At 49.0% G+C, this 26,337-nt stretch carries 14 protein-coding genes; 2 read left to right on the forward strand and 12 right to left on the reverse strand.

Annotation, left to right across the window (positions count from 1 at the left end; genetic code table 11):
• Positions 1 to 83: 83 nt before the first annotated feature.
• From B160_RS0117850 to B160_RS0117875, 5 genes are all read right to left on the reverse strand, one after another.
• Complete coding sequence (locus tag B160_RS0117850) at positions 84 to 1,748, reverse strand: arylsulfatase (protein ID WP_157558124.1); 1,665 nt, start codon at positions 1,746 to 1,748, stop codon at positions 84 to 86.
• A 335-nt stretch (positions 1,749 to 2,083) separates the two neighbouring features.
• Complete coding sequence (locus B160_RS0117860; RefSeq protein WP_018629295.1) at positions 2,084 to 3,061, reverse strand: DUF4973 domain-containing protein; 978 nt, start codon at positions 3,059 to 3,061, stop codon at positions 2,084 to 2,086.
• A gap of 15 nt (positions 3,062 to 3,076) precedes the next feature.
• A complete protein-coding gene (locus B160_RS0117865; protein ID WP_018629296.1) occupies positions 3,077 to 5,125 on the reverse strand; it encodes a RagB/SusD family nutrient uptake outer membrane protein in 2,049 nt (682 codons plus the stop codon).
• A 16-nt stretch (positions 5,126 to 5,141) separates the two neighbouring features.
• Positions 5,142 to 8,240: a SusC/RagA family TonB-linked outer membrane protein gene (locus B160_RS0117870; RefSeq protein ID WP_018629297.1), complete on the reverse strand. Its 3,099-nt coding sequence runs from the start codon at positions 8,238 to 8,240 to the stop codon at positions 5,142 to 5,144.
• Positions 8,241 to 8,252: 12 nt separating this feature from the next.
• A complete protein-coding gene (locus B160_RS0117875) occupies positions 8,253 to 9,668 on the reverse strand; it encodes an IPT/TIG domain-containing protein (RefSeq protein ID WP_018629298.1) in 1,416 nt (471 codons plus the stop codon).
• A 627-nt stretch (positions 9,669 to 10,295) separates the two neighbouring features.
• On the opposite strand from B160_RS0117875, the gene B160_RS0117885 reads away from it, so the two are divergent.
• Positions 10,296 to 13,430: a ligand-binding sensor domain-containing protein gene (locus B160_RS0117885; RefSeq protein ID WP_026309843.1), complete on the forward strand. Its 3,135-nt coding sequence runs from the start codon at positions 10,296 to 10,298 to the stop codon at positions 13,428 to 13,430.
• 154 nt (positions 13,431 to 13,584) lie between these two features.
• Here the strand turns inward: B160_RS0117885 and B160_RS0117895 are convergent, their stop codons facing one another.
• From B160_RS0117895 to hppD, 7 genes are all read right to left on the reverse strand, one after another.
• Positions 13,585 to 14,445: a response regulator transcription factor gene (locus tag B160_RS0117895; RefSeq protein ID WP_018629302.1), complete on the reverse strand. Its 861-nt coding sequence runs from the start codon at positions 14,443 to 14,445 to the stop codon at positions 13,585 to 13,587.
• A gap of 159 nt (positions 14,446 to 14,604) precedes the next feature.
• Entirely contained in the window at positions 14,605 to 16,890 is a 2,286-nt protein-coding gene (locus B160_RS0117900) for a GH92 family glycosyl hydrolase (protein ID WP_018629303.1), read from the reverse strand.
• Positions 16,891 to 16,961: 71 nt separating this feature from the next.
• Positions 16,962 to 19,013, reverse strand: a complete 2,052-nt coding sequence (locus B160_RS0117905; RefSeq protein ID WP_245562239.1) for a beta-L-arabinofuranosidase domain-containing protein — start codon at positions 19,011 to 19,013, stop codon at positions 16,962 to 16,964.
• Between the two features lie 71 nt (positions 19,014 to 19,084).
• Complete coding sequence (locus tag B160_RS0117915) at positions 19,085 to 21,574, reverse strand: glutaminase family protein (protein ID WP_040680124.1); 2,490 nt, start codon at positions 21,572 to 21,574, stop codon at positions 19,085 to 19,087.
• Positions 21,575 to 22,366: 792 nt separating this feature from the next.
• Positions 22,367 to 23,368, reverse strand: coding sequence for a fumarylacetoacetate hydrolase family protein (locus tag B160_RS0117925; RefSeq protein WP_018629308.1), 1,002 nt, complete (start codon positions 23,366 to 23,368; stop codon positions 22,367 to 22,369).
• Between the two features lie 19 nt (positions 23,369 to 23,387).
• Entirely contained in the window at positions 23,388 to 24,668 is a 1,281-nt protein-coding gene (locus B160_RS0117930; RefSeq protein ID WP_018629309.1) for a pyridoxal phosphate-dependent aminotransferase, read from the reverse strand.
• A 124-nt stretch (positions 24,669 to 24,792) separates the two neighbouring features.
• The gene (gene hppD / locus B160_RS0117935; protein ID WP_018629310.1) at positions 24,793 to 25,923 is read right to left on the reverse strand and encodes a 4-hydroxyphenylpyruvate dioxygenase; all 1,131 of its coding nucleotides are present in this window, start codon (positions 25,921 to 25,923) and stop codon (positions 24,793 to 24,795) included.
• Between the two features lie 195 nt (positions 25,924 to 26,118).
• On the opposite strand from hppD, the gene B160_RS31780 reads away from it, so the two are divergent.
• Positions 26,119 to 26,256 (forward strand): hypothetical protein, encoded by a 138-nt coding sequence (locus B160_RS31780; protein ID WP_157558125.1) that lies wholly within the window; start codon positions 26,119 to 26,121, stop codon positions 26,254 to 26,256.
• Positions 26,257 to 26,337 lie beyond the last annotated feature (81 nt).

Consider the following 26,337-nt stretch of genomic DNA (forward strand, 5'->3'; position numbering starts at 1 on the left):
CATCATTCTTCCCTTAAAACCAATGTTAGTGGAAACGATTGCACAGGGCCGGCAGCGGCTTCCGGCCACCCTAAAGTGCTCTGTTACTGCTTCTTTTTGGGAAATACATTGTTTTGATGCGCCCACTCCTCCCATAAGGCGCCCAGGCGTTTGACCTGTTCCGGGTACCGGGCAGACAGGTCATGCAATTCCGAAGCGTCCTGCTGCAGATCAAAAAGCTGCCAGGGCTTGCCGGGTGCTGCTACCAGCTTCCAGTTCCCGTCCCGCACATAGCGTGCGCCAAAATGTTCATTAAAAAGCAGCCGCGATGAACGAGCGCCGCTATGTTTGAATGAAGGCACCAGGCTCATCCCCTGCATGGGCCGGATGGTACGACCGTTGTAGGTTTCCGGGTAGTCAGCTTTGGCCAGCTCCAGGAAGGTTGCCATAAAATCGATCACATGCCCGGTGGTGCGCGACACCCGGCCCTTGCCTTTGATCCCTTTTGGCCAGCAGGCGATCATGGGCGTGTGCACCCCACCTTCAAAAGAAGATGCTTTGGCAAAACGGTAAGGCGTATTGGCCACATTGGCCCAGGCTGCTCCGATAGAGGCGAATGTGGTCTGCGGGCCCGGCATTGCCCCCTTATTTACAGGGTAGCGGATGGGGTCACCCATACGGGTAGCGCCCGGGCGGTCGAACCCCGGCCCGTAGGCCATTGCATTTTCGGGGCTGGCGCCGTTATCGCTTAAAAAAATGATCAGCGTGTTGTCCAGCTTTCCTTCCTGCTTCAACGCGGCAATGATCCTTCCAATACCCTGGTCCATCCGGTCCACCATTGCTGCATGCACGGCCATAGCCCGGGCATCCCAGTCCTTATGCCGGTTAAGCTCCCAGCTGGCGGCGCCGGCCTCCCTTGGGGAAAGCTTTACGATATTGGTATCGATCAGGCCCAGCGCGGCCATCTTACGGTAACGCGCCTGGCGGATGGCATCCCAGCCCGCGGTGTAGGTGTGCGCATACTTGCGGATATCTTCCGGCAATGCCTGCAACGGCCAGTGGGGTGCGGTATGCGCCACGTAAAGAAAAAAAGGCGCTTTCTGTTTACTCAGTGTATGAATGTATTGAACGGCGGTATCATTGATGGCATCGGTATGATAATAATGGTCCGGTACCGTTTTTATTGGTGTGGTGCCGCTTACCAGGCTAAACGGATCAAAGTAATCCACCACGCCCCAGATATTTCCAAAATAGTGCTCAAAGCCGCGGTTTACGGGATATTGCTCCACCGGCGAAAAAAAAGGGTGGTCTTCCTGGTGATTGAGCCAGCGCAGCTGTGCTTCGGCGGTTGGCTGCTCCAGGGTATTGCTTACATGCCATTTGCCGGCCATCGCTGTATGATAACCGGCTTTTTTCAATACTTCTGCCAGTGTAACGGTGTTTTCGGAAAGCGCTCCCCGGTAACCCGGCAGCCCCCGGTTGGTGGTCATTTCGCCGATGCCGGCATTGTGATTGTACATACCCGTGAGCAAGGCCGCTCTTGTAGGGCAACAGCGCGAGGTGTTATAAAAGCTGGCGTACCGGACGCCGTTGGCTGCCAGCCGGTCGATATGGGGTGTGGCTATTTCCCCGCCATAACAACCCACATCCGAATACCCCAGGTCATCCGCCAGGATGAGGACTATATTGGGACGTTTGGACTGTGCAGTTCCGGAAGGCCGCAAGCCCAGACAGAAGATCACTATAAAGATGATGCGTAGGTATGCCACTGCTTTTTTATTTTTTTGATCCAATAACACGAGGAGGCCGTACCGGAGCTGCTCCACATGGCAAAGCAATATGATACGGCACAAATGTACAACGAAATCCTATCCCTTCTTTTTCTGCTTCCCTTTCAGGAAACAAGAAAAGAAAAATCAAACCCGCCTGGCATCTGATATTTTTTCATATTCAATTTTATTAAATACCGCACAATTTGAACCTGAGGAGGGCAAAATACAGCAATGAAAGCGGGTGGCGGGTGCATGATTTACGAATGAGCGGCGCTCTGTTAAAACGCAATACGACCAATGACCGCCTGCCGGCCCTCCTCCGGCAGCAGCGTTTACCACTGGATTGCCTGATCTTCATCCGGTATCTGTGTATTGATCTTTCTTTCCATAATCAGCGACCCACGAACGGTATAATCGATGGACGCATTGGTTGCAGATGTATAATCGGTAAAATTGTAATCAATATTATTGATGGTAACATACCTGTGAACAAGATAGGGCTGAAGCTCGTCCTTAACGTCTTCAACCGTATAATAAATTTTTTGATTTACCTTTAACTTCATGGAAGGATTATCAGAACCAAGTGTAACTTCTTTGGTCTGATCATCAAAATGGGCGTGTATTTTATAATACCTTCTATCCGTTTTATTCTCATCAACAGTACCGGCGTAGAAAAAGACTGAATTTTCGTCAACAACATAAGCCTCTATTTCGCTCTTCACTATTGCTGCCCCGTTTTCTTCTCCTTTTAAATAAATTTTGAGAGCCGTGCCGCTATAGACCCCGGAATAATCATTGAACGGTACAATCCTCAATAATGCCTTGGAGTAATTCCTTCTTGGGTTTGGCGTGTAACCGTTGGAAGGCTGAATGGTCAGCGGAAGTATCCATTTATTTACCAGATCAATATTTTTAAGCGAGAACCCGATTTTTATCGTGTTTGTATTCACCTCTTTTGGAATAGACACGGTATCAGGAATCGTAAAATACTGACTTGTTAATTCTTTATAATAAAGATCTGTTCTGTTTTGAAAATTCGCATTATTGAAGGCGCTCAGGGTATCGGGATCCACGCCGATATGCACCAGTAAATCGTTGTCGTTATCCGTTGAGCCGCTAACAATTACCGGCAATTGATAATTAACAACACCATCCGGTTTGTAGCGGATATAAACAGGCGTAACATCATCTCCATTTAAAGGTGCTTTGAAAGAGACATAATGTTCAAATTGTTCAGAAACCCAATCCTTATTGCAAGCTATACTTCCGGAAACAAACAGGATGGACAGGAATGCAGCGATCTTTTTCATTCGTAAATATTTTAATTATTTATAAGTTTGCCAGCCCGGATTTTGCGTTAAACGGGCATCACGCCTCAATTCTTCGATTGCAATAGGCCAAAAATACATTTTGGATGCAAAGGTGCTTTGAAGGGCAAAAGCTGCCACCGGCTGATGAAATAAATCTCTTTGAGTGGCGGTCATAAGCGTATTGTAGCCATATATAGGAAGGGTCAGCTCAGTGGCGGCATCCTCCCATCTGCGCAAATCGTAATACCGCTGCTGTTCACCCATCAATTCAATCTGCCGTTCACGTTTTATCGCGGTGCGCAATTGAGCGTTGCTCGAATATACGGTACCGGGATAATCGGGCAATCCTGCCCTGATCCTGACAGGCCTGATTCCTTTGCGCATTTCTTCAGCGTCCCTGGTAATGGTATAAACGCCCGAACTATCCCAAGTGGGTATAGAATAGGAGCCGTTTAATTCGTTTAAAGACTCGGCGTAGGCCAGTAATATGTCTGCATAGCGAATGGCCGGCTCGTACTTTGGTACCACTTTACTCAAATTCCCATTTTCATAAGTGTCCTGCGGGTTTACATATTTCATTACCCCGATACCGGTTCTCAGCCAAAACATGGTATTGGTATACCCATTACCCGACCCACGATAATAAAAAACCTGCTTTTCCCTGTTATTGACCTGCGACTCATTGGTGAGGTGCCATACACTGCCATTATAGGCTACCGAGGCATAAAACCTCGGTTCCCTGTCGGCAAATTGTAAGGATACGCCGGACGCCAGGGGCTTATATTTCCCACTTGTAACATCCTGATCGGTTACAAAGCCTCCTACCCGCTGGCTGCCATCTCCTCTTCCATACTCCATATCTTTCCCGGGCACATTGGCACCATCGTTCATATAATAGGCATCGCACTGTTTTAATGTTAAACCATGTGTGTTCCAGCCGGAGGCTATGCGTGGTAATTGGTGCACCACCATCACATTGATGCCTTCGGAGGATTGATTCTGCCCGCGTGTAAAGATCAGCTCCGGGTTTGAAGAAGCAGGAACTTCACCATCAAACAGGGCACGATAAGAATCAAACGGGTCTATATCCGCCCATCCCTCAGGCCATGCTTTGTCTGAAAATTCAGCGTTATATGGCGGCGTTATGGTAGCAGGATGGGTTATGGTACCTGATGATTTATATGGTGCAACAAACAGGGAATAAACGCCCAACTGCATCACATCTTTTGCCGCAGCGGCTGCCCGGGCCCATTTTTGCTCATCATAAGTAAGCGAAAGCAGGGGCGTTCCTTTATCATCTACCAATTGCGCTTTATAGTCCATACTCCGCTCACCTCCATTCATCAAAGGACTTGCCGCATACAAAAATACTTTAGCACGGGTTGCCAATGCTGCACCTTTGGTTGGCCGGGCTATGGCCAGTTGACCGCGATTCTGTGGCAGATCCCTGGCCGCAAGCACCATTTCTTTGCCAATATATTCAGCGCATTGTTCATAAGAGTTCCTGGGCAACGCTAAATCGGCATAGCTATCCGTATAATCGACTCCATCATCAGGAAGAATGGGAACAGGGCCGTACTTCCTGAGTAAAAGCCAATAACAATAAGCGCGTAAGAACCGGGCCTGTGCCTTGTAATCCGCCTTCCTGCCCGCATCGATTACGGTGGACTGGTCAATATTTTGTATAAATATAGAGGCGCTCCTGATGCCCTGGTAGCATTTTGTCCAGGACTGAACATCCCCCTCATGATAGTTGCCAAGACTAAATTTGTTATAATTCAAAGAGCTGGCATTCTGTGGGTCATACGCCCCATCCCTGTCTCCGTAATACATATCATCGCCAAAGTTGAACGGCTCGTAGCCTTTACTTGCCACATCGGCATTTATCCCGGTAATGGATGAGTAAGCATTTGCCAGCCATTCTTCAATGTAATTTTCATTATTAAATGCTTTATCCAGGGTCATCCGATCCTTAAAATACTGGTCGGTGGTCAGATATTTTTTGCAGGAAATCAATAGCGTCACCACCGCAATAAAAATGGATATGGTTGTTATTTTTTTCATCAAAATACGTTTTATATTATAAACCGATTGTTAGTCCAACAGTAACCGACTTGGGTAAAGGATACGTTTCGCCTCTCGGGTTTGTTGTTTCCGGATCCCATAATTTAAAAGGCGCCCAGGTTAACAAATTAGTGCCCAAACAATACACGCGCAAACTGCTCATATGAATTCTATTGAGCATTTGTTTAGGAAGCGTATAACCAATATCCACATTTTTAACCCTTAAATAAGCCCCGTTACGTAACCAATAGGTAGAATTACGATAGTTATTGCCATTTCCATTATAACTTAACCTGGGATAGGAAGCATTTGGATTTTCGGTTGCCGGATCTCCGGAAATATCTGCCGATATCCACCGGTCTTCAACCATACCTTTCAGGATGTTGCCCCATTCGCCTTCGCTGAATGCATACACTGTTTTTCCATATATAAAGAAACTGGATTCTCCTGCACCCTGGAACCGTACACCCACATCTAATCCCTTCCAGCTGACGGAAGCGGCCATGCCATATATTAAATTCGGGGTACTGGTTGAACCAATGGCAACGACGTCATCATCATTGATGACGCCATCTCCATTTACGTCTTTATATTTAATATCGCCGGGTTGATAGACTCCATATGTCTGCGCAGGGCTGTTCCTGATATCCTCATAATCTTTAAACAGGCCCAAAGCAATTAAACCTCTTGTCTGATTAACCCGGTATCCTTTTTGCATCTGGTAGCGATATACACTTTCTTCCTCATCCCGGTCCAGTATTTCATTTTTGCTATACGTTATATTACCGCGCAGGGTTACATTGATTTTATTGAAATTATGCTTCACCGTAACATTTCCGTCAACGCCCATGGAACGGACAGCGCCTACATTTGCACTTGGTGTGCTTGTGAGACCAACATAACCAGGTAAGAAATTTCTTTCCATATAAATTCCTGTGCGCTCATCCTTAAAGGCATCAACAGTCATTGAAAATTTGTCATTCCAAAGTGATAGGTCCAAACCAATGTCTTGTTTGGTCGCAACTTCCCAGGTTACATACGGCGATGCCACCTGAGTAAATCCTAATCCTCCATAGGTCTTTTTGTTGCTAAATTCGGCCCATTCATATCCGTCCAGCCCCTCGGCGATCGTATATAAATACGGGAACCTGTTATTTCCCAGGTTATCGTTGCCCGCCCGGCCATAAGAATAGCGGATCTTAAAGAAATTGATCCACTTTAAGTTATTTTTAATAAAGTCTTCTTCAGCAATATTCCAGGCAACTGAGCCCGCAGGAAAGAAACCGAACTGGTGCCCGGGACTAAAGTTTTCTGATCCTGTATAGCCGAAATTAAAATTCGCATAGTATTTATTTCTCCAGTTATAGGATGCCTGTCCTGCAACCCCCTGGTTCTTCTTTGAGATCCCGTTCTTAATATCCGTTCCCAGGTTTTGCGTAAATGTATTGGCTTCGTTCGTGTACCTCAGATCCACACCTATATTATGATCATTTTTTATAGTGCGGTAATAATTGAGCAAAGCAATAATGAATTCCCTGCGGCTGCCATCAGAGCTACTGGACTGATGCAGTTCGCTTGGGCCAGACATGTTGGTAAAAACCAGGTTCCCCTCCCTGTCCCTATACCGTTCCGCCCTCCATTGTTCCGGCCATTTGCGGCGTTCAATAGTACTGGAGTTATAGGTATCGTAACCAAAACTGCCTTCAAATTTTAATCCTTTTGTTATAAAGTTCAGATCCTGGTTTACTGTAAAATTTGTTTGAATATTATTTTCCCAGGTTTCATTAAAACCGGTCTGAGTGGCCGCTACCCAGGGATTCGTTTTATTGCCGGTACCCACAGCAGGCACATATCCATTGGAGTAATAAATGGGCGTGCGGACGGGGGTATAACCAAACAGCTCTCCCCACACATCCGCATCTCCCAAACCGGGGCTGTTTCTTTTTCTTAAAGAGCCGGATACCCCTAATTTCAAAACAGTCGTTCTGGTTACATTCACATCGGTATTGAGTCTGTATGTCCATTTTTTATAATCGGCATTCGTATTATAATCCCTTTTTATCGCATCATCTGTTTTATACATGCCTTTCTCATCCAGGTAACCGCCGGATACAAAATACCGGGCTGTAGTACCGCCCCCGCTCAGGTTAAGATTTGCGTTATAGGTCATTGCTCCGTCTTTTAACAGCTGACGAGACCAATCCACATTCGGATACAGATCAGGATCCAGGCCCAAACGTAATATTTCCAGCTCAACAGGACTATATATGGGAGCACGATTCCGTGTTATCTGCGCTTCATTAATTAAATGGGCGTAGGTGTTCCCGTCTACAAATTCAGGAGTGATGGTACGGGTGTTATAAGAGGATTCGACCTTGGCGTTGATATTGGTTTTACCAATGATTCCGTGCTTTGTGGTAATCAAGACCACACCATTTGCCCCTTTCGACCCATACATGGCCGTAGCAGAAGCATCTTTGAGTACAGAAATTGATTTAATATCGTCAATATTCACTTCATTAATGTCTCTTTCAAATCCATCTATCAGCACCAGCGCGCTATTGTTGGCTCCAAATGTAGAGATGCCCCGGATCCAAAAGTTCGAGATATCTTTTCCGGGCTGCCCGGAAGTTTGCATAGCCATAATTCCCGGCACATTGCCCGCCAATGAATTTACGATACTGGCGCTTGGAGCCGATTTCCCGATTGCTTCCATATCTACCGTAGTAATGGCACCGGTAACGTTAATTTTTTTCTCAAGGCGGGTACCTGTAACAACAATTTCGTCCATAACGCTGTTACTTGATTTTTGCATCAAAACATTCACGTTATCCTGATCGGTTATCTGCACTTCTACTGTATCATAGCCCACATAGGAGAACAATAATTTATGGTAGGCCTCTACCTTAATGGTGTATACGCCTTCTTTTTTTGAGAACGTACCCAACCCGGCTGAGTTAATTACCGAGATGCTTACTCCCGACAAAGGTTCTCCACTTTCCCGGTCGCTTATTTTTCCATGAACAGTCATCCGGTTGTTTTGGGAAAAGGCCGTCATCACGGTAAAAAACAGCAGGAAAAAAACAGCAACTTTTTTCATCAGCAATTTCTTCATAGCAATCATATTTTAGTTTTCTAAAGAAATTTTCCGAACACAACGATTCATCCAATCGCCCACATAAAACACCTGGTTTACCGAGTCATAGGCTAACCCCTCCGGCCGGTCAAACCGGGCTTCTGTGCGAAGCCCTCCATCAATATGACCCCACGGATCAGGATTGATACTGGAGCTGCCCCTTCCTGCAAAAGTGGTTACTTTTCCTTCGGGAGTGAGGATACGGATATCATGATTGAGCTGTTCGGTGAAATAGAAATCGTACTCATCTTTTTTCCCCGCGTAGTCCGGATTTTTGACAAATACCCCTTGATAGGGATTAGATAATCTGGCCGTTGTACCTACTCCATCAACCCACCCCGCCGAACGCGGCTTCCCGCAAACAACATAGGGCTGCGTAAAGGTTTTGCTATTCCAATCATAATCGGTCCTTAATATATATTGCTGGTTGATGACAATAATATAAGCATAGTCGCCGGTCGGCGCGATGTTAATATTAAACTCCCAGTTATTGTCCTGGATCTTAAACAGCTCCTGGTAATCTTTAATCCCCAGGTCATGATCTGCGAGATACCGGTTCAGGTCAAACCTGTAAAACTGTCCTTTTTCATAGCTGTTAAAATACAACTCTCCGTTTACAGGATGTATAGAGGCCCCGTTACATTGCCTATAGGAAGTGAGCACCTGCGGGTCTTTAAAGCCACTTGCCCGGGATAATATGGAAGTGCTTTTGCCATTCACATCGCCCTGGTCATTGGCAATAATCATATATTTCTTATCCGGCGTAAAAGCGATTGTCCGGATGCGCTCCCAACCACCCATGCCTCGCGTAATAGGGGTCGTAACCGTTTTGTTCTCAAAATTCAGCAACCTGATATCGCCCCCGTCCTGGCCCATATACAACAGGTTGGGGTTATCCGGATCGAAAGTCAGCCATGAAGGATTATAAAAGCCCCCGCAATCCTCAAAAGTGCCGTCTTTTATATCATAATTATCCCTTTCATCTTTCTTGCCGGCCAGGGTCGTCACCACCATTCTTTTCTGATAATTGAACGCCTCGCTTGCCATAACAACCCCCTGCCTGGTTCCCGTTCCCACTTTTACCTGTATCTCACCTGTATAAGCCTTGTCAGGAACAATACAATAAATGGCATCGTGGTGCACATTGATTATTGTAGCATCCTTGTCGCCTATTTTGACAGAAACGATGGACTTATCATCCCCAAAATTTTCCCCGTAAATTACGAGCTGCTGCCCGCTACCACCTGTTTTCGGGAAGAAATCCTGTACAACTACGTCTTCTGTCGGGTTATATGGTGTTCCGTTTGCAGGATCCACAATACCTTTTTTCTTGCAGGCAAGGATCATAACCATCACCGCCAGCAGGCCAAACAGCCATTTGAATAATAATGAACCAGATCTTTTCATTTGTATGTATTTTATTTTTATCACTATTTACGGGCGAAGCATAAAAGCCGCGGGCCCGGCTGCGGGATGTCGGAAGGATGTCCATTATTTATGACGGACCACCCGGTAACCGGATCCCCGGCCAGGCCTGTCTGCGGCATTACAAAGTTCATTCCGGGCTGGTTGGCTGTAAGCGGATCCCTCTCTTTTCCTGTACAGGCAGTAAGGGACAGCTTCCTAACAGCAATCGTATGTCCTGACTTTATCATATCGTTAAACATATTTATTGTACGGGCCTCAAGAAGGAATAACCGCCCCGGAAATGCGGGCTGCAGCCCAATCACTTACTATGGAACAAATCATGCAGTATAAGCAGTACAGTCACAATCCCTAAAGGAGTGCTCCCTTTCATATGCAAGAAATTCAGTTTATTTAATCATTCGCCACTTACGGATCAAAATTAACCCGTCGTTAAAAAACTGTTAATTCATTTCTGATCAAAAACATTTCAAATTGTCTCAATCTTTACTATTTCCCCTGATATGATTAACTTACGCTGCCTTTGTATGGAAGGGAGCCTTTATATGGTTGAATAAAGGCCGGCATCGTTAACAGCTGCACAGCGGATCCCATTTATAGTTAGAATTGATGAACGTATTACGTGCTCATTGTTTGCTACTTTTTGTTTTGACTGCTGTCTGTGGATACAGCCAGTCATTTTATTTCCGGCATTACGAGGTGGAAAACGGGCTGTCGCACAATTCGGTGATCGCCGCCTTGCAGGACCGGAACGGCTTTATGTGGTTTGGTACGCCGGATGGTCTCAACCGGTTCGACGGCTATGCTTTTAAAATATACCGGAGCGGCGGCGCGCACAGCCTGGCCAGCAACGCCATTTATTATCTTCATGAAGACAAGCGCGGTACCCTATGGGTGGGAACGGAAAAAGGGATCTATTCATTTAACGCAGCAGGCGAGAACTTTATGCGTTTGCCGGGCACGCGCGGCAAAACAGTACGGGCCATACAGGATGATGCCCGGGGCAACCTCTGGTTTTCCGAAGATACCGGGCTTTATAAATATCATTTCCCAACAAAAAAACTAACGTGCTACAGCAGCAATGAAATACATCATGTATCCTCCATTCTCCGCGCCAAAAACGGAACTGTCTGGATCGGTTACGGCAACGGCCGCCTGGCGCGTTATAATGCCCTTACAGACCGCTTTGATCCGCAACCACCCATCCCCGCAGCGGAGCATTCCAACTCGATCGAAAAGATCTATGAAAGTGCGGATGGTGTATTGCTGATCGGCACTTCCCGGGAAGGATTAAAACAATTTAATCCCGTTACAAGCTCGTGGAACGATGCACAATTGGCAGCCCGGGGCAATAATGCTTTATTTATAAGAGGCATCCTTCACGCCCGCAATGATGACTACTGGATCGCTACGGAATCCGGGCTTTACATTTATGACCTGAAAAAGAATACGGCAAAACATATTCAAAAGATCAGCAATCATCCTTATGCACTTTCCGACAACGCTGTCTATTCCCTGTGCAGGGATACCGAAGGCGGGATCTGGGTGGGCACCTATTTTGGCGGCATCAACTACTATCCCAATACCATCCTTCATTTCGAAAAGGATTTTCCCGCGCCGGGAAAGCACTCCATTGCCGGGAACGTGATCCGGGAGATCACCGAAGACCGCCGGCACAATCTCTGGATCGGGACCGAGGATAAAGGGCTGATCAAGCTGAATGCCCGCACAAAACAGTTTGAGAACCTTATCGAGCGCGGGATGAAACCGGCCATTGCTTCTACCAATATTCACGGCTTGCTGGCCGACGACCATTACCTTTACATTGGCACTTTTGAGCACGGGCTTTACATCATGGACCTGAACGGAGAAAAGATCGTGGCGCACTACGAAGCAGACGAAGATCAAAAAAATATCCGGAGCAACTATATCAATATCATCTATAAAACAAGCGCCGGGCCCATTGTGATCTGTACGGCAAACGGACTGTTCCGGTACCATCCGCAAACAAAACGGTTCACGCGGTTCGCCGGGCTGCCTTCCCAGGCGTTCTATTCTGCAGTAATGGAAGATTCGCGGCATCGCCTCTGGCTGGGCACGCACACGGAAGGTGTATTCTATCTTGACCAGGATCAGCGGCTGATGCGGCTTTCCATTAATACCCATGGTACAGACCTGCTTCGGGAAAGCCGCATCCTGAACATCTTCGAAGATCAGCAGCAGCAGATATGGATCTGTACGGAAAACGGACTGTTTGTGACCAGCCCCGATAAAAAGACATTCCGCCTGTACAATACCAACAACGGCCTGCCGGGCAACATGGTATATGCCCTTCTGCAGGACTCGGGATCCAATATATGGGCCAGCACCTCCATGGGACTTGTCCGCATCGATCATCAAACCGGCGCCATCAAGGTGTTTAAAAAGACGGATGGGCTGATCAGCGAGCAATTCAACCACCGTTCTGCCTATAAAGACAAGGACGGCTCTATGTACTTCGGAAGTGTAAAAGGGCTCATTAAGTTCGATCCCGATACTTATTACATAGATACCCACGCTCCTTCCATTTACTTTACCCGGCTGCAGATGTTCAACAAAAATATGGAACCGCAGACGCCGCAATCGCCACTGCACACATCGCTTTTGCATACCAAAAGTATCCGGCTCAGGCATGACCAGGCCACATTTAGCTTTGACTTTGCCGCTCTTAGTTATACCTCGCCCGACAATCTGCAATACGCTTATAAGCTGGAAGGGCTGGACAAGAACTGGAATTTTATCGGCGCTGAAAAAAGGGTGCATTTTAATAACCTGGCCCCCGGAAGCTATGTTTTTAAGGTACGGTCAACCAACAGCAGCGGAATATGGGTGCCCAACGAAAAATCCATCCTGCTGGAGATCAGCCCGCCGTTCTGGAAATCGCAGGGTGCCTATCTGATCTATTTTATCCTTGCAGCGCTATTGCTGCTGGGAACGCTGCAGTTCATCAGTAACCGGCAGCAGGAAAAACAACGGCGGCAAATGCAGCTGTTTTCACTAAACAAGGAAAAAGAGCTCAGCCAGGCCAAGATCGATTTCTTTACCACCGTTGCGCACGAGATCCGCACACCGCTCACACTGATCAAAGCCCCTATGGATAAGCTGTTAAAAATGACGGACAAGATACCGGAAGCGGAAAAGGAACTGACGGTCATGAACAGGAATACCGAACGGCTGTTGAGGCTTGCCAGCCAATTGCTAAACTTCCGGAGGATCGAGTCCGGTAATTACACCATTCATTTGGGTCCGGTAAATATAGCGGCGTTGGCGGAAACGACCTGGGAAAGCTTTCGCCCCGCGGCTGATCAAAAACAGATCAGCTACCGGTTTTACAAAAGCAGCGCAACGATGATCCTGCAGGCAGATGAAGATGCACTTATAAAAATATTGAGCAATCTCCTCGACAACGCCATTAAATACGGCCGCTCCCTGGTATGTTGCGAAGTGCAGATGAAAACCGATGCCGGAAAAGAAGCGGTGCTGATCACTGTAAAGAATGACGGCCGGATGATCTCCCCCGATGCCGGTGCCCGGATCTTTGAGCCTTTTTTCCGTTCAAAAGAGAACGGGAATATCCCCGGCGCAGGCATCGGTCTGCCTTTTGCACGGTCATTAGCCCTTCTGCACCGGGGCTCCCTTACCTACCACGAGGAGGACCATATGAATGTGTTTACACTTATATTGCCGCTGGCCCCGGGATCATAAAACAGCGCCGGCATCAAAACTTTCTTAAATCCGGAACAGGGTGCAGGCAAAATGATCCGTGGCAATCAGTGAGGCCCGGCCGGGGTGCCGGAAGAAGGTCTGTGCCCTCAAACCGTTTGAGATGGAGTACATTTTTATAAAATTGATACCGGAATTACTCGTCCTCCGGGTGCTTGTTGAATGCTGCCGTAACCTTATCGATATACGCAGTGGGACTGATCTTAAACTGCTTCAGAAAATTTCGCTTAAACTGGCTGGGCGAATTGTACCCGACCAGCTCGGCCACTTCGTTGATCCGGAGATTTCCTTCATTGATAAGGATGGCCGCTTTTTTCAACCGGGTAAGGTTGATGATATCATGCGGTGCCAGGCCGGAAATGGATTTGATCTTTCTGTATAAAGTAGGGCGGCTCACGTTCATCAGCAGGGCCAGCTTTTCTACATCCAGACCGGCATCTTCAAGATTCCGGACAATATGCCCGTGCAGGTTTTCCAGAAAATCCTGGTCCATTTTTGAATGCGCCATGCTGTTGATATGCGCCAGTGGCGACCGGGCATAAAAATCTTTTAGCCGGGCCCGGTTTTCCAGGAGGTTCTCGATCTGCACATAGAGATGCTCCAATGAGAACGGCTTTTCAATATAGGCATCCGCCCCGGTCTTTAACCCCTGTATCTTTGACTGGAGTGTGTCTTTTGCGGTCAGTAAAATCAACGGAATGTGATTAAATTCCAGGCTGGAACGGATCTTTTCGCAGAATGCGAACCCGTCTATATGCGGCATCATAACGTCGCTCACGATCAGCTGAACAAATGCGGTATCCAGTACCCGGAGCGCTTCAGCCCCGTCATGCGCGGTAAGTACCGTATAGCGGCTTTTCAGATCACCGGCAAGATAGTCCAGGATCTCTTCGTTGTCATCAACCAGCAGCACTACCGGCTTTTGCTCCTTTTGGTCGGCGATCCATTCTTCCATATTAAATCCTTTGCCCTGATCGTTTTTGGTTGTTTTGAACAAGCCTGTAAATTACGAAAACCGCCGGATTCTTCCAAGTACGGGTTCCCGGGCCGTTTCCCGCTGTGGTAATGGCGCACCGATTTCGCAGATTTTCACAGAAGTCTGTGGCATTCTGTGGTTTCTGTGAGAACAATAACAACATAACACAAAGCCCGGAGTTTATGGTGACGCCAGGCTTACGGAAAAAGGCTGATCGCCCTGCTCCACTCCTCTTTTTTTATTGGGCGTTGCACTCATTTCAAAATAAAGATGCCCGCCTTTTACAATGTCCTGGTAGGTAATGAAGTTTTTGGAATATGCTTTTTGGTTAAGCTGCGCCTTGCTGATATATACATTTTTTTCCGAATTATTCCGCGCCTCAATGATGAATTGTTTACCGTTCTCCAATGTAATGGTCGCTTTTTTAAACAGCGGGCTCCCGATCACGTATTCACAGGTACCGGGCGTAACGCTGTAAAGCCCCAGGGCGCTCAACACATACCAGGAAGACGTTTGCCCCTGGTCCTCATCCCCGGGATACCCGTTCTCCGACGCATTGTACAGCCGCTTCATTACCGTACGCACATGATACTGGGTCTTCCAGGGTTCGCCGGCATAGTTGTACAAATACGCCATATGCTGGATGGGCTGATTGCCGTGCGCATACTGCCCCATGTCCGCCATTATCATCTCCGACATCTCATGGATCATGCCACCGTAAGTGCCCACTTTAACGGTACCGGGCACCGAAAAGACCGAATCCAGCTTTTTGATGAATTGCCGGTCACCGCCCAGCAACCGCTTTAACCCGGCCACATCGTGAAACACCGACCATACCCAGTGCCAGGCATTGCCTTCAGTATAAGGGCCGCCCCATTCTGTGGGATCAAAATCCTTTACCCAGTTGCCATTGGCATCCTTTCCCAGCATGAACCCGCTTATGGGTTCAAACAGGTTCTTGTACTGGAACATCCGGGCGCCAAACTGCTCCATGTATTTTTTATTTCCGATCGCTTTTGCGAGCGCATAACCGCAAAAATCATCATAGGCATATTCCAGCGTTTTTGCGGTAGCCTCCCGGTATTCGGGATACGGCACATAACCCAGGGTATTGTATTCTTTATAGCCATCCCTGCCATTGGCCGGCCCCCAGGGCCCTTTGTGGTTGGCTTCATGATCATATGCCTCCAGCGCTTTAACAGGATCAAAGGTCCGGATGCCCTTGGCCCAGGCATCGGCCAGCAAAGAAATGGCATGATTGCCGATCATGCTTCCCTGCTCATTGGGAAACGACCAGGAAGGCAGCCAGCCGCACTGTTCCCGGGCATCCAGCAACGCATGCATATACCGGCCGTGCATGGCAGGATGCAGCAAGGCATTCAGGGGAAACTGCGCCCGGAACGTGTCCCAGAAACCGGTGTCTGTATAAAGATATCCTTCATGTACCTTACCGTCGTAGGGACTGAAATAATAGGGATGCCCGTTCTTATCCAGCTCATAAAATTTCCGGGAGAACAGGCTGGCCCGGAAAAAACAGGAATAAAATGTCGCTTTATCCGCTTCTGAATCGCCTTCGACAAGGATCTGCGACAAATGATCGTTCCAGATCTTTGCGGCCTTTTCTTTTGTTTGCTCCAATGTTGCGTCAGCGCCCAGCTCTCTTTCCAGGTTCAGCTCCGCCTGCTCCGGGCTGATATAGGAAGAGGCCACTTTCGCCTGTACTTTCACACCATCTGCAAACTGAAGATAAGCGCCCCTTCCTGCGCCTTCTGCCTTTAATGTGCCGGTGCTGATATCGTTGTTCCGGTTCTCCCAGGTGCCATAGCCGGTAAAGGGCTGATCAAACCGGATCACAAAGAAATTCTTCCATCCCTTTTGAAATCCATGTCCATTGTTGACATAGCCGGTAATGCTGCGCGCTGCAGGATGTATCTCCACACCGCTCAGACCGGTATATCCATCCAGCACCAGGAAGCTTTTGTGTCCCCGGGGAAAGCTGAACCGCAGATGGGCCCCTCTTTCTGAAGGAGCGATTTCCACCGCAATACCGTTCTCCATGGCAACTTTATAATAGTGCGGGCCTGCTACCTCTTTTTCATGCCGGAAAACCGTTGCCCGGTCCTGCTCATTTACCACCAGGTTATCGGCTACCGGCATGAGGGAAAAAACAGCATAATCGTTGGTCCAGGAGCTGCATTGATGCGCCTGCTGAAATCCGCGGATCGTATTTTTTGCATACTGATACTTCCAGCCATCACCATTGCGCCCCGTCTGGGCCGTCCAGGTATGCATGCCAAAGGGCAATGCAACGGTAGGATAGGTATTGCCGCGGGTAAGCGCATGCGATGAATTGGTTCCCTGCAGTGTGTTAACATACTGAACAAGCTGCCTGGATTGCGAAAAAACCGCACCGGGAATGATCCCGTATAATAAACCTGTAAAGAGAAGCCTTTTCCAGACAGTCATTATAAAGCCAATTTAAAGGGCCGCCGGCCCGGGTGAAACACAATCTTTAGCAGTTGAAAATACAATTAAAATCAATATACCGGAAATTGTGCGATCCTCAGCTGTGTAGCGCCATAAGGCACCAGGGTAACCGGTTCTTCTTTATCCAGCAGCGAGCCGTAGGCCACACTGTATGGCAATGGCCCGGCAGATTCATGATACAATTGCCAGTTAAGGAAGCGTTTTCCCCGGGCACGGATGGATATGGGCACGGTTGACAGGGTCCAGGGATCACCGCCCCCGGGGGACCGTTTTTCGACAACAAAACGCTCATTCAGCTGTGCCTCCGAAAGATTTGGCAACCCGTAATTCCAGGGGGTAACCGGGCGCAGCTCAAAATAGGATGTTCCGTTGGCCACCGGGTCTTTTGTATTGATCACTTCCTTTTTCTCAGCCCCGATCTTCAACGCATAGGTAAGCGGCCCCCGCTCAATGGACACGGAATTCTGCTGCCAGGTATTCTTTTTAATGCGCATGGGCAGTTCCAGGGTAACGGCATCTCCGTTTTTCCAGCTGCGCGCTATCTTTAAAACCGTATCGCCCTTTATATTCCCGTAATGGGTTCCGTTTATGCTCACAATGGCCGTATCACACCAGGCCGGTATGCGGAGGTAAAACGGGAACGGAAGCGCTTTCTTTGATCCTGACTCCAGTGTAAAACGGATCCTTTCATCAAACGGGTATCCCGTCTGCTCTTTAATGGTGACCTCGGTGCCGTCCGCCACTTTCGCTGTTACCGCCGAAGGGGCATACACCAATGCAGCTAATCCTTTGTCTGCTGTAGCATACCAGAGATTCTGGGTAAATTTAGGCCAGCCCTGGTGCATATTGGAGGTACAGCAGGCGTAGCCGGTCAGCAACCCAAAGCAGATATCCGCACCGTCGTGGTCCACGCTGAAATTCCGCGCGTGCCGCGTTATCATTACCTGGTTGACCTGCTGGTAATACTGGCGGTTCATAAACTGCGCATCGATCTGGGCCGGCAGCGCATTAAAAGCGATCTTCTCCAGCCGGTCCGCATATTTTACATCACCGGTCACGTTCAAAATGCTTTCAAGCGAAAACATCATCTCCACCGCCGTGCAGAGCTCCGATCCAAATACCGGGTCGTTGCCATGCAGCGCCTCATCTCCGCCAAACAAGCCGTTTGCAAGACCATTGTATTTACGCAGGTCGTCAAATCCCTTATCCACTGCAGCCAAAAAGGATTGCTCCGGCTTCCGCTGGTAGTACACCACCGGTTCCTTGATCCCCTGCGCCAGGTTGACGCAATGAATGCTCCCCGGCTGTTTCAGGAGGCCGGTCTGTAAAAAGGCATGTGTATAATCAAATGTTTGCTTATGGATCAGATCCGCAAGATCCAGCAGGAAGGCCTCTCCGGTAATATTATAGAGCCAAAGTACGACCATGAGGTTGTCCCCCGCCCGGTAGCGTGCCCAAAACGTCCAGTGGTCCAGCGGCTTTGCGGGAAGGGTCTTCAACTGGTACCGGAAATAACGGCTCATCAGGTGGATCACCCGCTTGTCGCCGGTTGCGGAATAATATTGTTGCAGTACTTTCAGCATGACCATTTTGGGCCACCAGTCCCGGCTGTTGTTCCGCTGGATGCCGGGCTCGCCGGGATAATCTTTTGCAGGTCCGAAATAGCCATCCGGCTGCAGACTGTTCAGGGACCACTCTACCCAGGGCTTCACTTTTGCGATCAGCTCCTGGTCCCGCAGCAGGTATGCCAGCGGCAGCAGCCCGTCGATCCAGTAGGGTCCCCGCTCCCACTGATCCCCATCACCGCCCAGCCAGCCGTTGCGCTTCCCCATTACCAGCGGGTACAGTTGATCAAGCCTGCCCGTGGCCCCCTTCTTCTGGCGTACCAGCATCGCTTTCAGCCAGCCTTCGGGAGCTATGGCGCCGATCGGCAATTTCAGGAACTGAAGGGATTTTAACGGGGCCCTGTTGTTCCGGTACAGACCGGCTTCCGTTGCGGGCGCCTGGGCCCTTGCCATACCGCCGGCCAGCAAAACAAGGCCAAGCATACCAACCGGAAACCAGGACCTTTTACGCAGTAGATGATCTTTTTGAAAAAGCATGATACAAACAACATTCAATTAAAGATAATATTGTTCCCCCGGTTAACGGCCTTTGAAAACGGAACGGCCCGTTAACGATGATGTAACCGGTAATCGAACACCTTCATAAAATATCCGCCCACCACACTGCGGGCCTGAAATCCCACCTGCTTGCCATTCGTCGTCTCGTGCCAGTCGCTCAGCGGCACCCTGCTTTTGGTTTCGGTTACATACCGGTACAGGGGCTGAATGAACTGTTCGAAATCTTCCCTGTTCTTTGTCATGGTAGCCGTCCATATGATCCAGTCGGATTTTGTATAGGTCTTCCGGGAATCCAGGGGCAGCCCGTATTGCTGCTGCTTCGTCAGATAGAAACGGATCTCTTTGTCGTATAACGACTGCGGGAATAAATGAAAGTCGAGCACCTTATCCCAAACAAGATTGTATTTCTGGCTCCAGGTCCCCTTCTTTTCAAATGCCAGCGTGTAATGATCGCCATCAGCCGCCAGCTCCATCCATTTGGGCACCATTGGCTGTATCAGCATCCTGTATTTCTTTGCCGTGGCGGTCTCCCCCAGCATTTCGGCCAGCATTGCATAGCTGCGCAGGGCCATGATGGCCTTTGCGGAAAGGTTCACATTCCGCGCCATATGCCCTGCAAAATCGTCGGTGCAGAGCTGGTTGGCAGGATCAAAACCTGCTTTGCTGAGGTACGTAGCCCAGGTAGTCAGCGTTTTCCAGTGTTTTTTTGCATACGCCGCATTCCCTTCTACTTTTGCGATGGCCGCCATCAGGATGATCATGTTTCCTGCTTCTTCTACCGGCATGTCTTCCCCATAGGTTTGCCCGTTTGCCTGCGGGTAGGTACCCAGGTCATGCGCGGCAAAGGGTTTGGTCCATTTGCCGCTTTCGCTGTAATAAAAGATGCCGTTCATCATTCCCTTTTGTAAGGCTGCGTTGTAGGTCAGGAAAAGCGGGGCCGAAGGATAGGTCAGATCTACGGTATTGATGGAGCCGTTGCTGAAGTTCTCCTTTGATAAGAACAGCAGCTCTTTCTGCGGGCTTTCCACCAGGGCATGAGCGGCGATGCTCTGGCGATACGCCAGTTCACAAAGCTTTGCATAGGTTGCGCCCCCTGCTTTGAGCGCGTCTTCATGAATGACCTGATCAAATTCATTTACCTTTTTGATAACCGTTTTATAAGAGGCTGCGGCTTCATTCATCAACGCCGTAAATTGCTTATTTCCGTTCTTATTCCACCAGGGGCGCAGGTTATTGTGAAAATACTGGATGGAATACAGCTCATCGTAACCCAGCAACATATGCTGCTCGGCTCCGGCTGCCCCTACCTTTCCAATGTCGAGTATGGTATTCAACACCAGGCTCCGGCCCCGGACGCCGGATTGCACGGTGCCCGGCCGGTTACTGATAAACCTGGCGATGCCGTCCTGCTGGCTGCTTGTAATGAACTGTGTGGTAATGTTGTTGGCGGCGCCCACATAAAAATATCCCCAATCGATCCGCAGGTCGTCGCCCCGCTTTGCCAGAACGGGCTGGCTGGTAGTACCGGTTTGTAACATTTTTAATTGCCCGCTGTTTACCACATTGGCCAGCACTTCCTGTGAAGACTCGTTTACCGCGATATTGGAGGAAGCACCCAGGTATACCTTTACATCATGCGGGCGCCCGTCAGAGGATTTGACGGCATAAGTAATGTAAGAAACGGGGCGTGCCAGCAGGTCCAGCTCTTTTAATAAAAGCGGCGAGGTAAACTGTACGTTCAGATCAACGCCTCCGGCAGTAAAATCATAAACGGTTTGCAGTGCTTTCACCGTAACATTGGTCTGCGTGGCTTTCAGCAGCTGTTCAGATGGCGGCGGCGGTACCTTCCGGTAAATACCCAGATCCAGGTGGCGTCCTCCCGCGGTATTGCGCAGGTGCACGGCCAGTACATTTTTGCCTTTCTTGAGGTTTGCTTTCAACGCATCGTTCAGATCCAGATAGGTCATCCGGTTCACCCATCCGGTCTTGTGATAAACCTGTTTTCCATTCAGATAAACATTGATATTATCATCATGGTTGATCTTCAGGTACAGATCGCCGTCAACCGGACCTGTTACATCAAAAGAGCGTCTTATCCAAAGGTCATCGGTATCCCAATAGGTCTTTGCAATGGACCGGTCGTCTGAAAAAGGTGCGGCTCCTTTTTTCCAGCCGCCGTCTCCGAACTCCGGGGCGTTCCATCCTTCGGCCGGCCTTTGTTCCGTGTACCGAACACTGTAAGACTGATCATCGCTTGTGGGGGCAATGGGGGCAAACTGCGCCTGTTCCTTTCCCAGGAAGCGGTAGAAGCGGTCATCTATCTTTATAACGCCCACCAGCGACTGTTCGGTTCCGGACCAATGTGTGGTCACCGATTCGTTCAGCTGGTCCGTATTGCTCCAGATACTGAAATAAGGGGTATGTGTGATCAACGGGTAGCTGGGTGCTTTCTGCTCCTGGGCATGACCACCACGCGAAGAAAGCATAAAGGCCATCAACAGAAGGCACCACCGGGTTCTTCGATAACATAACTGAACCATAGAATTATACATTTCGTTTAAAATTGTTTTATACCGGTCACCATTGAATAAAGCGGGTGTTGGATAAAAGCCGGGCAGCGGGTTAACTGACAAACGCAGCAATCCTTCATATGGCTACAGACTTTCATCCGTTCAACCTTCTGACGAAATTCCTTAAAAAAATGCAAACAATCGCTTCAAAATGTCTCAATAGTTAGTCAAAATTGTTCATTCTTTAAAAAAAATACGATAAAATTCAACTGCCGGAACGCGGGCAGCAGGGGATTAAAAACAGGTTGCGGATCTTTGCACCTTGCGGTTGATTTTCCGCCACAGAGATGGCAATTAGAAAAGCGCCGGCTTTTTATCGCGTCTCTTGTGGCTTCGCTGTAGCCGCCGTCTGTAACAAGAGCGTTTAAGCGATCATTTTGGCAACAGCGGCATGGCCCCGAAAGATCCGGCAAGAACGGGTTTCAACCCGTTTATAAGTCCAAAAGAACAATGGAGCGCCATGGCCGGGGCATAATGAGCCGTGCCCATGGCACTTATGAAATTACGGCCTCGAGGCTGACCAAAAAGGTCATCGAATGATGAATTTATTCGGGTAGGTGATGGAGACTGATAGTCTTTTATGCGATTCTCAGAGCCTTCATTTACCTTTTTAGTCAGCCCCGACAACAACGCGCCGGATGGCGCATATAAGAAGCATCAAAATGTTGTTTTCAAACAGCTTCTAAGACGAGATACCAGGATTGCTGCTGCGGATATTTGCATCCCTGCCGGTGCCGGTTCAACCTCGAAAAACCTTCGCGTTTAAACGCCTTTCTTCAGCTTTAAGATACTGAATTCCGTATCCTCTTTTACGATTGTATTTTCCAAAACTCCAAGCCCTTCCACCTCCATCCGTACCACATCACCCGGCTGCAGCCACTGTTCCTGGTAAGCGGGGTCGTTCAGCCTTCCGGTTCCGTTCAGTTCCAGGAAACAACCCGTGCCCACCGTACCGCTGCCGATCACATCCCCGGGGTAAAGATCCGCACCATAAGAGGCCCGCTCGATCAGCTCTGCAAAGGTCCAGTCCATATCGCCCAGGTTTCCGCGGCTTACCGGTTCGCCGTTCACAAAACAATTCATCGCCAGGTTCCAGCTTTTGCCCGTATGCCCCTGCGGGGGTGCCGTTTCAAAGGAAGCGAGCTCGTCCGGGGTCACCAGCCAGGGGCCGGTCGCTGTTGAAAAATCTTTGCCTTTTGCCGGCCCGAGGTTGAGCAGCATCTCCTCCATCTGGAGCTTCCGGGCACTCAGATCATTCATGATCATCAGGCCGCCGATATAGTCATCCGCATCCACGGCTTTGATATTCCTTCCCTTCCGGCAGATCACGATCGCAACTTCCAGTTCAAAATCCAGCCGCTGAAAATGATCTGGCATACACCGGACGGCTCCGGGGCCCTGTATGCTGTTATGATTGGTAAAGTAAAAAACAGGATACTGGTCAAACTCCGGGATCATGGGCACGCTGCGGTTCCGGCGTGCCGTGGCTACATGCCGGCGAAAAGCATAGCCATCCCTGCAGGATGCAGGATGCGGTACCGGAGCCAGTAATGTCAGCCCCGAAAGGCTCCGTTTTCCTATGTTTGTATGATCGCCTGCAAGGATCTTCTTCTCTGCTGCGGCCAGCAAAGGATAACAGCCCACCCAATCATTCAATATGGCGCTCATTGTTGCAGGCAGTGCGCTATACGGCCTGTATACCTGATCCGCCACCAGGAGGCCTGCCTCCTCTTTCCCGTCTGCCAAATAAGATATCAGTTTCATCAATAACTATTTTCATTTTTTACTGCGGGGAATGCTCCAGGCTGCCGTACGGGCCTCCTCTTCCCTGTGACCCGTGCACCGGTTCCCTGCTTTTCTCCAACACATTTTTTAGTTCCTGAAGCATCGGTCCGATCGCTTCTTTCCTGCAGGTACCCACACTAAGCCGGTACCATTTTTCGCTTTTTGTTGCGCCAAACGCAGAAAAAGGAAGCAAGGCGATCCCCGCCCCGTTCAGCAATGCTACCGAAGCATCGCCCGGAAGATCGATCTTAACGGTCAGATAGATGGATGCCTGCGGAGCAATGGCGTCAACCGGCAGTCCGGCTTCTTTAAACGCCCGGATGGCTTTGCAGATCTGCTGCAGCCGGTCAAAGATCCGGCTTTTGAAATGGCCAAGAAATGATTTTACCGCATCCGTATTCCGTAAAAAAGCGGCAACAGCCTTCTGCTCCGCCATTGGCGCCCAGGCCCCCACATGGCTCAATATTGCCTTCATTTTGGCGATCACCGGTGCCGGGCCGTAACACCAGCCCACCCGCACACCTGTGGCCGCAAAGCCCTTGCTGACGGCATCTATATAAATACAATAAGGTCTTACCTCCGGGCACACCATCACCGGATCTGCAGGCGCTGCATCCTGATATGCCAACAAATGATAGATCTGATCATACAGGATGCAGAGCTTCTTCTCATCTGCCCCGCGCCGTTCGTTTTCTGCTACCACCAACCGGCAAACCGCTTTCAATTGTTCTGTTGAATAACAGGTGCCCGTGGGGTTTTGGGGAGCGCACAGGGCCAGCAATACGGCGTCTTTGATATGCGGCGCTATTTCTTCCGCCAGCGGCATAAAATGATTTTCCGGGGCCGTTTCGATCACACAATGTTTCCCTTTTGTAAGCTGCACATAATAATTGTTATTCCAGGAGGGCACCGGGTAGATCACTTTATCACCGGGGTCTACTATTACCTGGTAGGCGGCATAGATCAATGGTCGTCCGCCGGCGGCCACCAGGATATCAGATGCAGGATAATGCAATCCCTGAAAATCCCTGATAAATGCCGACAGGGTTTCCTTGAGGTCTGCGTTCCCCTCCGCAAGCGGGTAGTTTGTCTGCCTGTTTTTATAAGCGCTGATGATCTCCTCCTCCAGCAACGCAGGGATCGGAAATATCGCCGGATCAAAATCGCCTACGGTATGGTTATAGATCTTCTCCCCCTTCCGGATGCGCTCCTTTACGGCATTGCCCAACGCCAGTATGGCTGAGCCCGGTATCGATTCTGCTAATTGAGAAAGTTTCATTGAAAATATAAAATAAAAAATTCAAGCGCCAAAAGACAAATACCCGCAGACCTTCATTTCGCCTATTCTCTATTGACTATTGACCATTGACCGTTCACTACGCGCTCTTCCCTGTTACTCATTTCTACAAATTCCCCCGCGCTTCCTGTTCCCGTTCCAGCGCTTCAAACAAAGCCTTGAAGTTCCCTTTGCCAAAGCTTCTGGCTCCTTTGCGCTGGATGATCTCAAAAAATAAGGTTGGCCGGTCCTCTACCGGCTTTGAAAAGATCTGCAGCAGGTACCCTTCTTCATCCCGGTCGATCAGGATCCCCAGTTCTTTCAGAGGCCGCAGGTCTTCATCAATGGAACCAACCCGGTCCAGCACGGTATCATAATAGGAGGCCGGGATCTTTAAGAACTCCACCCCGCGGCGCTGCAAGTCGCTTACGGTTTCAATGATATTGTGCGTCGCCAGGGCTATATGCTGTACGCCCTCGCCGTTGTAAAAGTCCAGGTATTCCTCCACCTGCGATTTCTTCTTTCCCTCCGCAGGTTCATTAATGGGAAATTTTACAAAGCCATTGCCATTGCTCATTACCTTGCTCATGAGCGCGGAGTATTCAGTGGATATATCTTTATCATCAAAGGATAAAATATTCCGGAAACCCATTACCGCTTCATAGAACCGCACCCACTTATTCATCTGGTTCCATCCAACATTGCCTACACAATGGTCCACATATAACAAGCCTGCGGAAGGCGGATTGTAAACGCTCTCCCATTTTTTATACCCCGGCAGAAAGGCCCCGTTGTAGTTGTTCCGCTCAATAAAAAGATGAATGGTATCACCATAGGTATGAATGCCGCTCATCACCACCTCCCCCTGTTCATCCTGCATTTTTACAGGCTTCAGGTAGCTCCTGCCACCGCGCCGGGTGGTTTGCTCCCAGGCATCCGCGGCATCGTGCACCCTCAGGGCCAGCATCCGCACACCATCTCCGTGCTTACCAAGATGTGCTTCGATTTCCGCGCAGTTTTTTATCGGGGTGGTAAATACAAAAGTCAGCTTGTTTTGCTGCACCGCATAGCTGGCTTTTTCCTTTACACCGGTTTCCGGTCCGGAATAAGCCAGGGATCGGAACCCGAATGCGGTTTTATAAAAATGCGCCGCCTGTTTGGCATTACCTACATAAAATTCAATATAATCGGTGCCCTGTAAGGGCAAAAAATCCACGGCAGCAGCAGCCGTCGAAACAACAGTATCTGTATCAGACATGATCAAAATTTTAACAGTGGAAAAATCCCGTAACGGGAACAGAGAGCAATAAAAACGTTAGCAGCTTCGGTCAGTAGCCAGTGCTTCGATCAGCAACACGTAGTTGACGCGTTTGTCGGGAAATACCTTGTATGGATAATCAGGCCGCATATTACAATAACAAATGTACGTTATTTTGTCAAAAGCGGTAATTTTGTGTCAGGAAATTATTTTATGCCTTACTACAGGAACTTCACCTACTGGATCGACAAGCGCCACTGGAAGTATTGCTTTTTGCTGGCCAGCCTTGCTATGAACGCGCAGTTCCAGGTTCAGCACCGGACCCTGTTCTGATGCCTGGTTGTTCTGCTGTACCCAAAACACAGGATAACTCCCGCAATCTGCTGCAAAAAGGAATAACCCGGAACCCTGAAT

The organism is Niabella aurantiaca DSM 17617 (assembly GCF_000374125.1).
GTDB classification, from domain to species: Bacteria; Bacteroidota; Bacteroidia; order Chitinophagales; family Chitinophagaceae; genus Niabella; species Niabella aurantiaca.

Excerpts from the sequence above, each read along its gene's own strand:
- B160_RS0117885 (WP_026309843.1), top strand. The coding sequence starts at position 10,296 with ATGAACGTATTACGTGCTCATTGTTTGCTACTTTTTGTTTTGACTGCT.
- B160_RS0117905 (WP_245562239.1), bottom strand. The coding sequence starts at position 19,013 with ATGCTTTTTCAAAAAGATCATCTACTGCGTAAAAGGTCCTGGTTTCCG.
- B160_RS0117930 (WP_018629309.1), bottom strand. The coding sequence starts at position 24,668 with ATGAAACTTTCTCAATTAGCAGAATCGATACCGGGCTCAGCCATACTG.
- B160_RS0117860 (WP_018629295.1), bottom strand. The coding sequence starts at position 3,061 with ATGAAAAAGATCGCTGCATTCCTGTCCATCCTGTTTGTTTCCGGAAGT.
- hppD (WP_018629310.1), bottom strand. The coding sequence starts at position 25,923 with ATGTCTGATACAGATACTGTTGTTTCGACGGCTGCTGCTGCCGTGGAT.
- B160_RS0117915 (WP_040680124.1), bottom strand. The coding sequence starts at position 21,574 with ATGGTTCAGTTATGTTATCGAAGAACCCGGTGGTGCCTTCTGTTGATG.
- B160_RS0117925 (WP_018629308.1), bottom strand. The coding sequence starts at position 23,368 with ATGAAACTGATATCTTATTTGGCAGACGGGAAAGAGGAGGCAGGCCTC.
- B160_RS0117870 (WP_018629297.1), bottom strand. The coding sequence starts at position 8,240 with ATGAAGAAATTGCTGATGAAAAAAGTTGCTGTTTTTTTCCTGCTGTTT.
- B160_RS0117875 (WP_018629298.1), bottom strand. The coding sequence starts at position 9,668 with ATGAAAAGATCTGGTTCATTATTATTCAAATGGCTGTTTGGCCTGCTG.
- B160_RS0117900 (WP_018629303.1), bottom strand. The coding sequence starts at position 16,890 with ATGACTGTCTGGAAAAGGCTTCTCTTTACAGGTTTATTATACGGGATC.
- B160_RS0117865 (WP_018629296.1), bottom strand. The coding sequence starts at position 5,125 with ATGAAAAAAATAACAACCATATCCATTTTTATTGCGGTGGTGACGCTA.